Origin of the sequence: Streptomyces sp. 150FB (assembly GCF_000818195.1) — a bacterium.
Classification (GTDB): Bacteria; Actinomycetota; Actinomycetes; order Streptomycetales; family Streptomycetaceae; genus Streptomyces.
Window position 1 is genome coordinate 2,935,961 of record NZ_JTHL01000001.1, and the last position, 14,137, is coordinate 2,950,097.

At 70.3% G+C, this 14,137-nt stretch carries 12 protein-coding genes, 1 tRNA gene and 2 pseudogenes; 12 read left to right on the forward strand and 3 right to left on the reverse strand.

All coding sequences use genetic code 11. The features are described from left to right. Window positions 1-100: 100 nt before the first annotated feature. From QR77_RS12365 to QR77_RS42130, 5 genes and pseudogenes are all read left to right on the forward strand, one after another. A pseudogene (locus QR77_RS12365) lies at window positions 101-1,714 on the forward strand (hypothetical protein); the annotation flags it as partial. Between the two features lie 163 nt (window positions 1,715-1,877). Further along, window positions 1,878-3,230, forward strand: coding sequence for an AAA family ATPase (locus QR77_RS12370; protein ID WP_040021671.1), 1,353 nt, complete (start codon window positions 1,878-1,880; stop codon window positions 3,228-3,230). 169 nt (window positions 3,231-3,399) lie between these two features. Then, the gene (locus QR77_RS12375) at window positions 3,400-3,942 is read left to right on the forward strand and encodes a DUF6879 family protein (protein ID WP_040027780.1); all 543 of its coding nucleotides are present in this window, start codon (window positions 3,400-3,402) and stop codon (window positions 3,940-3,942) included. An 883-nt stretch (window positions 3,943-4,825) separates the two neighbouring features. Then, a complete protein-coding gene (locus QR77_RS12385; RefSeq protein WP_236710614.1) occupies window positions 4,826-5,023 on the forward strand; it encodes a hypothetical protein in 198 nt (65 codons plus the stop codon). A 4-nt stretch (window positions 5,024-5,027) separates the two neighbouring features. After that, window positions 5,028-5,704: pseudogene (locus QR77_RS42130) on the forward strand (IS5 family transposase). Between the two features lie 19 nt (window positions 5,705-5,723). Here the strand turns inward: QR77_RS42130 and QR77_RS12395 are convergent. Continuing rightward, the gene (locus QR77_RS12395) at window positions 5,724-6,533 is read right to left on the reverse strand and encodes an SDR family NAD(P)-dependent oxidoreductase (protein ID WP_040027782.1); all 810 of its coding nucleotides are present in this window, start codon (window positions 6,531-6,533) and stop codon (window positions 5,724-5,726) included. Between the two features lie 76 nt (window positions 6,534-6,609). Here QR77_RS12395 and QR77_RS12400 point away from each other — a divergent pair, with 76 nt between their 5' ends. The 4 genes from QR77_RS12400 (at window position 6,610) to QR77_RS12415 (ending at window position 8,721) form a co-directional block, all read left to right on the forward strand. Continuing rightward, complete coding sequence (locus QR77_RS12400) at window positions 6,610-6,987, forward strand: MerR family transcriptional regulator (protein WP_040021674.1); 378 nt, start codon at window positions 6,610-6,612, stop codon at window positions 6,985-6,987. A 246-nt stretch (window positions 6,988-7,233) separates the two neighbouring features. Beyond that, window positions 7,234-7,581, forward strand: coding sequence for a hypothetical protein (locus QR77_RS12405; RefSeq protein WP_040021682.1), 348 nt, complete (start codon window positions 7,234-7,236; stop codon window positions 7,579-7,581). 260 nt (window positions 7,582-7,841) lie between these two features. Next, complete coding sequence (locus QR77_RS12410) at window positions 7,842-8,540, forward strand: bifunctional DNA primase/polymerase (protein ID WP_236710616.1); 699 nt, start codon at window positions 7,842-7,844, stop codon at window positions 8,538-8,540. 107 nt (window positions 8,541-8,647) lie between these two features. Next, window positions 8,648-8,721: transfer RNA gene (locus QR77_RS12415), tRNA-Lys, on the forward strand. 178 nt (window positions 8,722-8,899) lie between these two features. Here QR77_RS12415 and QR77_RS12420 read toward each other — a convergent pair. After that, window positions 8,900-9,229, reverse strand: a complete 330-nt coding sequence (locus tag QR77_RS12420; RefSeq protein ID WP_201778803.1) for an SDR family NAD(P)-dependent oxidoreductase — start codon at window positions 9,227-9,229, stop codon at window positions 8,900-8,902. 329 nt (window positions 9,230-9,558) lie between these two features. Between QR77_RS12420 and QR77_RS12425 the strand changes: the two genes are divergently transcribed. From QR77_RS12425 to QR77_RS12435, 3 genes are all read left to right on the forward strand, one after another. Next, window positions 9,559-10,590: a DUF4331 family protein gene (locus QR77_RS12425; RefSeq protein ID WP_040021683.1), complete on the forward strand. Its 1,032-nt coding sequence runs from the start codon at window positions 9,559-9,561 to the stop codon at window positions 10,588-10,590. A 126-nt stretch (window positions 10,591-10,716) separates the two neighbouring features. Next, complete coding sequence (locus QR77_RS12430; protein WP_040021684.1) at window positions 10,717-11,628, forward strand: helix-turn-helix transcriptional regulator; 912 nt, start codon at window positions 10,717-10,719, stop codon at window positions 11,626-11,628. A 75-nt stretch (window positions 11,629-11,703) separates the two neighbouring features. Next, window positions 11,704-12,678 carry a hypothetical protein gene (locus tag QR77_RS12435; protein WP_040021685.1) on the forward strand — a complete coding sequence of 325 codons (975 nt, stop codon included), beginning with the start codon at window positions 11,704-11,706 and terminating at the stop codon, window positions 12,676-12,678. Window positions 12,679-12,774: 96 nt separating this feature from the next. Here QR77_RS12435 and QR77_RS12440 read toward each other — a convergent pair whose 3' ends face one another. Continuing rightward, complete coding sequence (locus tag QR77_RS12440) at window positions 12,775-14,043, reverse strand: M6 family metalloprotease domain-containing protein (RefSeq protein ID WP_040021686.1); 1,269 nt, start codon at window positions 14,041-14,043, stop codon at window positions 12,775-12,777. Window positions 14,044-14,137 lie beyond the last annotated feature (94 nt).

Here is a 14,137-nt window from a genome sequence, read left to right on the forward strand (position 1 = left end):
CGCTGCGGAGCGAGGCGCTGACAGAGGCGGGGCTGCCGGTGCCGGCCGCGCCATCGTCGACTCTTTCCTCAGTCGCGGACCGGACCGGGGCGGCGGCCGCATGTCGCTGATCAGTACGCTCGCGCGGCTCGAAGCGGTCGAGAGCGGGCATGCCCAGCCGCTGGTCACCGTGCGCCACCGGCGGGTCTCCGAGCGGCCGTTCGTGATCGTGCCCCTGACCACGGCGGGCGAGGCGGGCGCACCGCTCGGCGCGCTCGTCGGTACGGACAGGGAGGCGCCGCGCCTGCTCACGGTGGCGCAGCCGCGCGACCGGGATCTGCGGTTCGCCTTCCTCGCCGAGCTGGCGGAGGCGGTTCTTCCCTATATCGACGGGTACACCGGGGTGGTGGAGGCCGCCGAGCGCAACGAGACCGATCCCGCGACCGGGAAGCGCGTCAAGGTCGAGGTCGAGCTCTGCGCCGACGCCCCGCAGTTGATCGTGCCGAGCCGGCCGGGCATCGACCTCGTACGGCTGCTGGGCCGGTCGATGCGGTTCCGGCGTACGGTCGACGACGACCCGGACACGCCGTATCCGGCGCCGCCGCGCGTACCGCTCCTCGGGCGCTGGCTGACGCATTACGGCGAGCGCGCCCGGGTGCCGGGGTCCTCGCTGCTGCTCGCGACGACCGACCTGCTGAACAGGCACTGGGCGACCGGCCAGTCGAATCTGGAGGACCAGCACCTGGGGGCGCTGCTCGCCTGGATCGACCCGCCGGACGGGCTCCGGGGCGCGGAAGCGGCGCTGCGGGCCGAGGTGGAGCGGGACGGCGGCGGGCAGTTGCTGTGCCCGCCGGCCGGTCCGGCGACGGACCCGGCGTTCGACAACAGGCTGCTGTCCCCGGCGATCGACCGGTACGACGCGGCCCGCAACGGCCTGGCGGCCGCGGAGGACGGCCATGGCGCCGACGAGCAACTGGCGCTGCTGACGGCGGCCGAGCGGGAGATCCGCGAGCTGCTCGCCGGGGTGATGCGGCCGACCTGGGACGCGGTGTGGCACGGCCTGGACCTGCTGCGGGCGCTGCCCGAGGGGGCGAGGGTCACGGACCGGTGGACGCGCGACCGCTGGTCGTTCACCGGCCACCGCGACCGGGTCGCCGCCGGAGAGCCGCCGCAGCCGCGCAGGGACGACGCGGTGACGGCGGCGCAGAAACTGGCCTCACGCGAGACCGCGCAGGCGCAACTGGAGGCGCAGGAGGCCCTGGACGATCCGCTGGTGCTGGCGGGGCGGCGGCTCTCGGGGGAGGCGTTCCTGGGCGAGGTGACGGAGGTGGTCATGGCGTACAGCGAGAGCAAGCGGCCGTCGCCGCGCCCGCTGCTCACGGTCCGCACGGACGACCGGCCGCATCTCGGCGCGGGGGTGAAGGTGTACCGCTCGCTGGAGGGCAAGCCGCAGTCGGCGGAGTTCGTACGGGCGGTGGAGTCCGAGGACGGGGACGTTGTCAACGGGGAGGCGGGCGCGGCGGGCGGCGGGGGTCCGGGGGCGGACGGGGCGGCGGGCGGGGGGCTCCTGCTGCTGCGTCTCACGGACCGGATGGGCCGGAGCAAGGAGCCGGCGCCGGGGACGGTGCCGGAGAAGGGCGACCGGTTCGCCTGGACGCTCTTCGAGCACGACCAGCGCGGCGGCCCGAAGTTGCCCGACCCGGAGGAGACACCGTGGACCCACGGTGGCCCGCCGGTCAGGGACGACGCCGTGGGTGACGCGGCCCCGGACGTGGGTGCGGGGGCGGGGGCCGGGGCGCGTACCGAGGCGCGGGCGGGGGCGCGTGAGCGGCCGGACCCGGTGACCGAGGAGGACTTCCTGTGACCGTCAACTGTCCGCCGTCCGTACGGAGGCTCCGATGACCGCGCCCGCCACCACCCTGCCCGGCTTCGATCCGGGCGCCGAGGCCACCCGAGCCACGGACGCGATCCTGCGGGACACGCTGCACGGCTCGTACCGCGGTGTGGTCGTCGACTCGCCGCCGGGGGCCGGGAAGTCGACCCTCGTCGTCCGGGCGGCTCTCGAACTCGCCGCGGCCGGACGGCCGTTGATGGTCGTCGCGCAGACCAACGCGCAGGTCGACGATCTGGTGACGCGGCTCGCCGAGAAGCAGCCCGACCTGCCGGTCGGGCGGCTGCACAGCAACGACCCGGACCCGTACGACAAGGTGCTGGACGAGCTGCCGAACGTACGCAAGTCGGCCAAGGCCGCCGACCTCGCCGGTCTGGACGTGGTGATCTCGACGGCGGCGAAGTGGGCGCATGTCCAGGGCGTCGAGCAGTGGCAGCACGCCATTGTGGACGAGGCGTACCAGATGCGTTCCGACGCGCTGCTCGCCGTCGCCGGGCTCTTCGAGCGCGCGCTGTTCGTCGGCGATCCGGGGCAGCTCGACCCGTTCAGCATCGTGGGCGCCGACCAGTGGGCGGGCCTCTCCTACGACCCGTCGGCGAGCGCGGTGACCACGCTCCTCGCGCACAACCCCGAACTGCCCCAGCACCGGCTGCCGGTCTCGTGGCGGCTGCCCGCCACGGCGGCGCCGCTGGTGTCGGACGCGTTCTACCCGTACACCCGGTTCCGCAGCGGTACGGGCCCCGGCGACCGCCGTCTCACCTTCGGCGTCCCGTCCGACGGCTCGGGCCCCGACCGGGTGCTCGACGAGGCCGCCGAGGCGGGCTGGGGACTCCTGGAACTGCCGGCCCGCCGCACCCCGCGCACGGATCCCGAGGCGGTACGCGCCGTCGCCCTGGTGGTACGCCGGCTGCTGGACCGAGGGGGCGCGGCGCTCAGCGAGCGTTCCCCCGGCCCCGTACCGCTGACCGCCGACCGGATCGCGGTCGGCACGGCGCACCGCGACCAGGCGGCGGCGATCAGGGCGGCGCTCGGCGACCTGGGAGTGACCGGAGTCGCCGTGGACACGGCGAACCGCCTCCAGGGCCGCGAGTTCGACGTCACGGTCGTCCTGCACCCGCTGTCGGGGCGCCCGGACGCGACAGCGTTCCACCTGGAGACGGGCAGACTCTGCGTACTGGCGTCCCGCCACCGGCACGCATGCGTCGTGGTCTGCCGCGCGGGCGTGGCCGAACTGCTCGACGAACACCCGTCGACGGAACCGGTCCAGCTCGGGGTGGCGGTGAAGTTCCCCGACGGCTGGGAAGCCAACCACGCGGTCCTGTCCCACTTGTCGGAACACCGAGTGACCTGGCGCCCATAACCCGCGCGGCCCGACCAACCATCCCAACTGACCAGCCCAACTGACGACCCCGGCCGGTCTTTATGCGAAGACGCGCATAGTCGCGTTCCCGCATGGACGGCTCACCCGCCCCGCTCGTACTGTCATGACGACCGGCCCGCAAGGGGCCCGCATCAGGGGGTTCACGGCTATGGCTCGTGAGGAACTGACTCGACTGACCGGCAATGAGTGGAAAGCCAAGATTCAGGGCTTCAAGCGTGAGGCGTGGCGACTCGAAACCCTCCCCGTGTACCGGGTCCCAAGCGAAGACGGTGACATCCAGGACTTCCTGGCAGGGCAGCGAATCGACCCGCGGGACTACTCTTCCGGCTACACAGAGGGCCTACGGAGGATCAGGGAAGAGGGGAAGTGCAAAGGGCGCGTCCATATCATCAGGCAGCCGCTCACGGACTATCTCCGCTTTGAGTTCATGTACTACGACGCACATTCGCGAGCCGGAGACGACATCCGCATCCTGGACGTGACCGACCGACCCAACCCCCTTGAAGGGGTACCGGACTTCTGGCTCTTCGACCGGTCTGAAGTTGTCCTCATGATCTATGAGGCGGACGGTACACAGACCGGCCGGGACCTGTACGACGGCGATCCGGCACCGTACATCGAGTACCAGCGGATCGCGCTCGCGGAATCCGTACCGTTCAGGGAGTACGTCAACGGTGGCCATCGAGCCTGACGAGCTGGACCAGTCGGGGCGTGAACTCGCGGCCATGCTCAAGCGTCTCCGCAAGCAAGCCGGACTCTCTGGAGTCCTCAGCCGAAGACCTTGATCTTGCTGGTCGGTGTGACTGAGCGTTTTAGCGGGCGAATGACCGCTTGAGACAGTGAGACTTGTCAGCGCTATGCCTGTGGTCGTGAAGGCTGTTGCTGCCGGCGGCGACGGGCGGTCCACAACCATTTGTGGCGGCGGGTGCGACCAGCGATGTCAGCACTGTGCACGGCGGCCACCACTGTCATCACCGGCCATGCGAGCACGGTCGCCACCATCTCAAGGGGTCCCGTGTTCGTGCCCAGTGCGACGACCAAAATCTCCGCGGGGAACGCCACGGCCGCGAGTAGTGCCCCTACGAGGGCGAGCTCCCATGCGCGGCTATTGACCGCCGCCCTCTGCGATGCGAGAGCCAGCCCTCCACCGATGAACACTCCCACCAGGACCCCCGTCGCCGTACTCCCGACAAGGAGTATCCCGCCGTCGCGGAAAGCGGTCAGCGCCGCCTGCGCGTTGCCTCTTGCCATGAAGGCGAGCCCGGCCCCGAACGCGAAAGTGACCCAAATTCCCCCCGGAACCCCTGCCATCAGCATGCCTACCCTCACACCGCGGCCCAGCACATCCCGCCTGCTCATAGGCAAACGTCTACCAGCAGCGGTCGACGCATGCCCAGGGGGTAGCCACTAGACCCTGTCTGACAAATGATCATCGCTCTGATGAGCCGGGGGTTGCCGGGGCTGTGCAGCCCAGCAATGCTGGGCCGATGTCAGGGCAGCGGAAGAGGCGTCAGCGACAAGACCAGGGACGCCGGGCCACCGGTTCACCGGCTTTTGAGGTCGGCCGTTGGGAGGTGCTCTTCGAGACTCAGGAGGAGTCGGAATACCGGGCTCACCTACGTGGCCTGCGCGCCGCCGGCGGCCAGATCGACTGGGCGATGACCCGGATCGACATGTTGTGTGGTCGGTTGAGCCAGCCGACCACCTATCGGTTGAGCCTGTTCGTGCCGGATCCAGAGGACGGTCCGGGCCGAAGCGGCCCCGATAGTTGATCTGGTGTCTGGTCGTGGAGAGTTGACGGATTGGGCGTGGGAGCGGATAGCGCCACTGTTGCCGGTGCTGGATGGCCGGGGGCGGCCCTGGCGTGACCACCGGCAGATGATCGACGGGGTGCTGTGGCGCTTGCGGACGGGGGCTCCGTGGCGGGATCTGCCGGAGCGGTATGGGCCGTGGCAGGCGGTTTACGAGCGGTTCGCCCGGTGGGAGTCAGACGGTACGTGGGCCCGGTTGCTGGAACAGGTTCAGGTCCGTGACGACGCGGTCGGCCACGTGGAGTGGACGGTTTCGGTGGACTCCGCCATCAACCGGGCTCACCAACATGCCGCCGGTGCTCGGAGAAAGGGGACCCGGTCCCGCGGCGGGCTGACCACGAAGGTCCACCTGGCGGCGGACGGCTGTGGCCTGCCCCTGTCGTTGGTCGACGCGGTATCAGGGCCATCACCCCCGAACGCTCCGACCAGGTGGCCAACCGCAAGCGACGCGGCGCACGCGGCGGCCGGCCACCGGCCTTCGACAAAAAGCAGTAAAAGGGCCGCAACGTGGTCGAGCGCTGCTTCAACCGCCTCAAGCGATTCCGCGCGATCGCGATTCGCTTCGACAAGCTCGCCGTTCGCTACCAGTCGGGACTGCACCTGGCCTCGCTCATCTTGTGGCTTCGCGACACCACAGCATGATCATTTATCAGAACACTGCCTAGGCGTGCGTGCGCTGGGCCGCTTTGCGGAAGAAGTTTCCGGTGAGCCTGGCCGCGGTCCGCGACGGGAGTACTCGGCTGAATACGAAGGTCTGGAGCACGTAGGCCCGGCCGTCGACGACCGCGGGGGCGTGGCCGCGCAGGGCTGTCATGACGGTTTCCGCGACCTGCTCGGGCCGGCGTTTGCCTCGAGCGCGGCCGGGATTCATCGGGGTCTCGATCGCGCCGGGGCTGACCGCCACCACCCGGACGCCCGTACCGCGGGTCTCGTGCCAGAGCGCCTGGGTGAAGGAGAGAACGAACGCCTTCGATGCCGCGTACGCGGCGTTGTAGGGCGCGGGCGCGTACGCGGCGGTGCTCGCGATGTTCACGATCGCGCCCCGTCCTCGGGCGAGCATGGCGGGCAGGAAGAGCGCGGTCGTTTCCGCGACCGCACCGGCGTTCAGATCGACCAGCCCCCGTATCCGCGCCGGACCGATGTCACCGACCGGCCCGACGACGGCAACACCCGCGTTGTTGACCAGGATGTCGACCTCGACCCCCGAACTCTTCAGGTGCTCGGCCAGGTGTGCGGGCGCGTCCGGCAGCGACAGGTCCAGCGGTACGGTCAGCACGTCGACCCGGTGCTCGGCGCGCAGCCGCACGGCCGCTGCCTCCAGCCGTACGGAGTCGCGCGCCACCAGCACCAGATCCCTGCCCCGCGCCGCCAGTCTTTCCGTGATCGCGGCCCCAATACCCGTTCCGGCCCCGGTGACGAGCGCCGCGCCCCGGTCGGTCGCCCGCTGTCCGCTTCGTTCAGTCGATGTCATGCCCGTCACGCTAAACTTTCACGTTGACGTCAATGTCAAGCCGACGAGTCGGGGTGGATGGAGGAGGTGGCGGAAGGTGCGGATCGGGGAGCTTGCCGAGGCGGCCGGAATCAGCACACGCGCACTGCGGTACTACGAGGAACAGGGACTGCTGCGGGCCGAACGCCGTGCCAACGGATATCGGGAGTACGACAAGCAGGCGGTGCTCCAGGTCGCCTTCATCCAGGACCTGTACCGGGCGGGCCTGTCGTCCGAGATCATCCGGGAAATCATCCCGTGTGCGGGGTCGAAGCGGCCGGAGGGTGACTGCGACGCACTTGTCGGCCGCGTCCGGCAGGTCCGCGACCAACTCGCCCAGCAGGAGAAGCAGCTCGCCGAGCGGCGCGAAATGCTGGAGCGCTACCTCTCCGGCGCCGCGATCCCGGCCGGCCTCGACTCCCACCTGCAGGACTAGTTTTCGCACGGCTGTGCGAATCTGTCCTCCCTGTCGGAACATCGGGTGAGCCGAGGGCCGTAAAGGGGAAGTCATCAGGGGAGCCATGGGTGGCGGCTCTGTGCGAGGCCCGGTTTTACGGGCCCCCGGCAGGGCTCCGAGCGGGTGTGCACTCCGTTCACGGGCGCCCCCTGAGGCCCACTTGCGGGGCGCGGGACAATGGTCGGTGGCCCGATGGCCTCACACAGATCAGCAGGAGGAACAGAGATGGCGGATCCCGAGCGGAGTCAGCGGCGGCTACGGCCGGCACCGCTGCTCTTCGAGCCCTCGGAGGCGGTCACCGACCCCGAGCACTTCTTCGACCTCGAGTCGATCGACGACCCGGCGGCGCTCCTGGACAGGGCCACGGAGCTGACGCTGGCGTTCCGCGCGGCGACGGACCGGGCGCTGGAGTTCCAGGCCGTCGCCGCCGCCCAGCTCGCCGATCCGCGGCGCTTCGACCGGCTCACGGCCGCGGACATCGCCGAGCGGGCCGAGTGGACCGAGGACTACGCGAAGAAGATGGTCGAATTCGGGCGGGATCTGCTGCGGGGCGACGGTCTGGCCGGGAAGTAGGCCCCCGGTCGGGCGGACGGACGGACGTGGCGCGGCGTGGCGCGGAGGTGACGCGGCGCGGACGGGGTGCGGACGCGGCCCGGCGCAGACGCGGCGCAGGAAGCACGCCGGAGGCCGCCGGGAGCCCGCCCGGGGTCCGCCGCCATACGCGGCCTGTTTGGCATATGCCGGGCGGCAGGCTACCCCTTACCGCCCCACCCTGTCCCGGTTTCTGCGAACTCTGCGGGACAGGATCGTTACTGCCGGTAGACCTTGACGTCATGAGCCCTTGGCCGCGAGATGAATCCCCGCTGATCCCCGACACGGACGACGACGAAATCCGCACCGACATCTTCGGCCTCCTCGGCGCTGCGGGAGCCCGCCGGATCGCGCAGGTGACCCCGGCCGGCGCCGACTGGCTCGCCTCCGCCGTGCCCCATCCGCGCTCCACGCTCACGCTCTGGGCCGCCAGGCCCACCGCGCCGAGCGTGCTCCCCTGCGGCTCCGCCTTCGACGTGGTGAACGCGCCGGCGATCTTCGGCCGCCGGATGCTGGACCGGCTGTGGGAGGAAGGTCCCGGCTCGGGTCCGGTCGCCGCCTACCGGGGCAGGACGCTGCTCTTCGCCGCGCCCGGTACGGCCCAGCGGTTACCGGCCCTCCTCTCGTGGGAGGAGTGGGGTGCCACCGGCTCCGACAGGGCCGAGGAGGACGGCGACGGCGAAGCGGGCGCCTGCGGCGAGGGCGCCGTACCGCCGCCGCTGCTCTGTCATGGCGCGGGCGACGCGGTGACCGTACCGCCGCTGACGCCCGGAGCCGCTTCAGGGCCGCGCTGGGTGGTCGCGCCCGACACCCGCCACCCGTGGCTGCCGGGTCCCGAGGTGCTTCTGTGGGCCTGCGTACGGGCGGCGAGGGCGACCGTACGGGCGGCCAGGCAGGCCGCCGCCGCGCCGGTCGGCATGCTGCCGCGGCCGTGCTCCTGACCACGGGATACCCGCCGGATACGGATCGGGAGGGCCTCTCGCGCCCGGTCCCGTATATCGATTTTTCTTCGCACCGATCCGGATGCTAATGTCTACGACGTCAGCAGGCGCCGCTAGCTCAGTTGGTTAGAGCAGCTGACTCTTAATCAGCGGGTCCGGGGTTCGAGTCCCTGGCGGCGCACAGACAGAAAAAGCCCCTCGCTCACGCGAGGGGCTTTTTCGTTGGCCGGGCTCGGGGCCGCCGGGATCAGCGTCAGGACCGGTCGATCGGGCCCGTACGGTCGATGAAGCGCCCCGAGCCGGTGCCGGGCCCCTCGGTCAGGTCACTGACTTGCTGACCGCGTTCAGCCCGCCCTTGGTCAGGGACGCGAGGCCCCGGCCACCGGTGCGTCGTCGTCGTTGTCGTTGTCGTTGTCGTTGTCGTTGTCGACCATGCTCGTGGAGATGTTCACGACATGCCCACCTCCGTCGCGGGAGAGCATCGCGGCGATCGCGCCGCGCGACATCTCGAAGAAACCGCGCGCATTCACCCCCACCACCGACTCGTAGTCCTCGTCGGTGTACTCGATGAACGGCTTGGAGACGAGCAGCCCAGCGCCGTAGATCAACGTATCGACGCGGCCGAAGCGGTCCATGGTGGCCCCGACCACCCGTGCGCCGGTGCCGGGTCCGGCCACGTCTCCGGACACGGCCGGCACCTCGTGGTCGCTCGGCGACTCGATGGAGCGCCGGCGTGGGAGGCGCGTCAACCGCGATGACAGCCTCATCGTGGACGCGTTCGCGGCCGGCCGATCAGGGCGTGGGTGCCAGAGGACTGCTGTGCGCTCACCAAGGCGGAGCCGTACCGTTGTCAGTACGAGTGGATCCGGCCAGGGCCGCAGGCTCTGACTCGGGCACCAGGCGCCATGAGTGCGCGCACGGCATGCGACCGTCAGGCCTGCCTCGGCAATCAGCGAGGTGTGGCGGGCGTCAAAGGTGTCGCTGCGTCTGCCCGCCGCAACGTTCTGGAGCAAGCGCTATGTCCCATCACCTCGATTCGCCTGCGGCCAGGGCCGATGCCCGGCTGAACATCACGGATATGTACGTTTTCCATGGTGAAGTAGGCACCGTTTTCGTAATGAACGTAAGTTCGGATGCTGCCGGACCGGACGCCCCGAAGGGGTTCCACCCGGAAGCAAGGTACGAGTTCAAGATCGACGTTTCAGGTGACGCCGTCGAGGACCTGGTGTACCGCCTCACGTTCGCAGTGCCGGACAGTGCTGGGGAACAGCACGTGAAGTTGAGTCAGGTCGTCGGACCGGAGGCAGGCGACGACAGGGTCTCCGGCATCGAACTCCTCAATGGGGATACGAATAAAATACTTACCGCCAGCAGCGGCCTGCGATTGTGGGCAGGCCGGGCGAGTGACCCGTTCTGGATGAATCCCGAGGTTGTGGAGGCCGTAGGCCAGGCATTTCGACATGGCATGGACGTCACCGTTCCAGAACAGGACCCTTCACAGGTCAAGAGCCTGTTCTCAGGGCAGAAGGTGTATTCCATCGTGCTTGAGGTACCAGACTTCGAACTCCTGGCGTTGACCGGTGCCCGACATATAAACGTATGGGGCGTCACAGCATTGGCCACTGACGCCGGAGGCTGGCGGCGTATCAATCGGTTTGGGCTGCCCATGGTCTCGCCGATCTTTGCCCAGTTCGACGACGACCTGGCCGAGAGGCTGAACCAGACGCCCCCCGCCGAGGACGCCCGTACCTTCAACAGGGAGATCACCGGCCTGGTGACCTCGGTCATCGCCGCCGGCGCCACAGCCGCCGATCCACCTGCCTACGGGTGGGACGTAGCCCAACGCGTTCTGCCCAATGTCCTGCCCTACATGATCGGCACACCCGGAGGGTTCGGCTTCGCCAGGTTCAACGGCCGAACCCTCACGGACAATGCGGGCGAAGTTATGTTCTCCCTCGTCACCAACAGCGCGTTGAGCGTCGGTCTGACCAACGAAGCGGCAGACGCGGCCCCCACCGCGTCCTTCCCGTACGTGCCCGCTGCAGCCTGACCGCAAGGGGCCGGGGCCGTCCTACAGTCCGCCCGCGCCCGCCTTCTGACGCCTGCCCTCTGACAGCGGCTGCCTATCCCCCGCAGGGAGAGGCTGCGCGGATCCCGTCGGACCATACTCGGATTCATGAACGCACAGGTGCGGCTAGGGGACTTCCTCCACTCACGGCGCTCCCAACTGCGCCCCGAGGACGTCGGGGTGCCGACCTACGGGGAGCGGCGGCGGGTGCCAGGGCTACGGCGCGAGGAGTTGGCGCTGCTGGCGGGTGTGAGTGCTTCCTACTACGCACGGTTGGAGCAGGGGCATTCGATGAACGCCTCGCCGGAGGTGCTGGACGCGATAGCCCGCGCTCTGCAACTGAACGACCCCGAGCGGCTGCACCTGCACGCGCTGGCCCGCTCGACCAAGCACCGCAGCCGGGGGCGGCGGCCCGCGCCCGAGCAAGTGCCTTCCGCAGCGCGCCAGTTGCTGGACTCGCTGACGGACGTCCCGGCGATCGTGGTCGGCCGCCGGAGTGACGTACTGGCGTGGAACCGCCCGGGACACGCGCTGTTCGCCGGACACCTCGACCCCACAAGCCCCGAACGGCCCCCGGAGCGGCCCAACTTGGCGAGGCTGGTGTTCCTCGACGCCCATACGCGCGATCTGTACGCGGACTGGCCGAGCAAGGCCCGCGCGGTGGTGGGGAATCTGCGCCTGGTGGCCGGTCAGTACCCGGACGACGCCGCGCTGCACGAACTCGTCGGCGAACTGAGCGCGAAGAGCGGGGACTTCGCATCGATGTGGGCCGACCATCGCGTCAAGAACCACACCGTCGCCGTCTACGAGATGCGGCACCCGCTGGTCGGCTCGCTGACCGTCACCCAGCAGACCCTGAGCTACGGGCCGGGCCCCGGCGTCGTGGTCGCCACCGCCGGGACCGGCTCGCCCTCGCGGACCGCGCTGGCCCTGCTCGCCCAGGCCATCGCTCAGCCCAGCGCCGAGGCCATCGCCCCCGCAGCTCCGGTACGGCCGGAGGCCCAGGCCGGCGTCAACTGACCCACCCCACCACACGATCCACCCCTACGTGCGTCGGCGTACCGCTGCCGCACGCCCGAAAACAGTGAGGCAACCATGTTCAAGAAGCTGTCCAGAACCGCCGTGTCCGCAGCCGTCCTGACCGTCGCAGCCGTCGTCGCGATCGGTCCGGTTCCGGCGTCGGCCGCCTCCACCCCCGTGAGCAACGCCGGCGACGCCCGGATCGCCGTGCATTTCGACCTGGCCAAGGGCCAGTTGCCGGAGAACATCGCCCTGGCCCCGAGCGGGGGCGCGTACGTCACCCTCGCCGCCGCCCGCCAGGTGGCACAGATCACCCCCGGCGGCGCCACCCGTATCCTCGCCACGCTTCCCGCGCCAGCCGACGGCGGCGTCCACACGCCGGTCCTGGGCTTCGCGCTGACCACCGGCATCGTCCGCGCCGACGACGGCACCCTGTACTTCCTGTACGCCACCGGCACCGACGACCTCACCGGGCTGTGGAGCCTGCGCCCCGGCGGCGTACCGCGGCGCATCGCCGCGCTGCCCGGCACCGGTCTGCCCAACGGCCTTGCCCTGGACGAGCGCACCCGTACCTTCTACGTCACCGACTCCGTACTCGGCACCATCTGGAGCGTGCCCGCCGCCGGCGGCGCCCCCGCCGCCTGGTCCACCGCCCCCGAACTGGCCTCCACCGGCTTCCTCGGCGCCAACGGCCTGAAGATCCACAACGGCGCGGTATGGGCCACCAACCTCGACCGGGGCACCGTCCTGCGCATCCCCGTCCTCCCGGGTGGGCGCGCCGGCCAGGTCAGGACCCGGGCCACCGGCCTGACCGGCATCGACGACTTCGCCTTCACCGGCCGTGGCGACCGGATCGTGGCCGCGCTCAACGGCCCCAGCGAGGTCGCGCTCATCCAGCCCGACGGCACCCACTCCACCGTCCTGACCGCCGACGACGGCCTCCAGAACCCCACCTCCGTCGCCCTGCGCGGCGACACCCTCTACGTCCCGAGCGCGGCCTACACCACCGCCACCGACCCCAACCTGGTCCTCGCCCACCTGCACCACTGACCACAACGTCCCGACGCCGCCCCTGCGATGCTCCCCGAGACTCCAAGGCTCCGATGCTCCCCGAGGCCCACCCGCCCCGGGGAGCATCGGGGAGCATCACCCCGTGCCCGCCTCCTTCATGTCCCCGCTCCCCGTCGTGATCTTGACCGTCCACGCCCCCGCCGGAGTCCGGTCGGCCACCTCCACCCGCGTACGCTCTCCCGGCACCGTGAACGTCTCCCCGACCCCCAACGGCGCGTCGGCCAGCGGCGGGTAGACCGAGTTGTCGTCGCAGGCCTCCGTGTGCGGATGTGTGTCGATCACGTCGACCGGGCCGCCGCCCGAGGCCGTGTCGTTGCGCACCCGGTAGATCAGCACACCCTCCGTACAGGTCCGGTCGTCGTTGCCGGTCGCGCCGCGCGCCTCCATGGCGAGTACGGAGTCCTTGCCCGTCCGTACAACGGCGAGCCGCGTCCCCGCCTCCCCGCCCACGTCCTGCGCGGCGGCGATCGGCTCCAGCGTGAGCAGCGTGGTGCCCGTGGTCGACACGCACCGCACCTGCCGCCGGTCGATCCAGCCCAGCTTCCACTTGTGCCAGCCGAAGAAGTCCGGTGAGAGCCCGAACTGGCTTCCCATCACATCCCAGTCACCGACGTACGTGTCCCAGTCGCCCTTGCCGTCGGCCGGCCGGTGGTAGAGGTCGGCCAGGTCGAACACGTGCCCGGTCTCGTGGGCCAGTACGTTGCGGTCCGGCGGGTGGTGCTCGAAGACCGTGACGACGCGCTTGATGTCCGTACCGTCCGCCCTCATCGGGTGCTCGAAGTTGACGACCTTCGTGGCGTCGGAGTCGACGCCCGGCGCGTCCGGGTCGGCGACGAAGTAGACGACGTCGTAGCGCGAGAAGTCGACCACCGGGTCGGCGACACCCAGCGCGTCGCGCAGGTAGTCCGTGCGGCGGCCCGGGTTCCAGTCGCGCCGTATCCCGTACGAGGTGGAGGCGCGCGGCATCGGGAGCCACCGGTGCAGTGGGTGGGCGCGCAGGGTGAACTTTCCGTACGAGGCCCGCCGGTAGAAGTCGGTGGTGGACGGGAAGTGGTCGGCGGCGAGTTCGGCGGGGTCGGCGCGCGGCACGGAGTCCGGGAAGGACAGGAAGATCATGACCGCGTTGAGCGCCCGCTTCGGACGCGCGTAGTCGCCGTTCCAGGTGTCGAGGCCGAGCGAGTGATGTGCGGCCGTACGGGGCAGCGCGCAGGGGTCCTGGGGGTGGGCCGCCACAGCCGGTCCGGCGACCAGCGACGTCGCAGCGAACGCCACGAGCGAGGTGAAGGCCGCCGCTGTCGAGCGCAGGCGTCGGTCCACTCCCCCGGGTGTCTGCTGACGCTCCACGTGGACCTCCGGCCGGTAATGCGGGACACGTCACCACCCTGTGCTGTTTTGTAGTGAAATGCCCTGTTCCGCTGCCCCACCTGGGTGAGAGGCC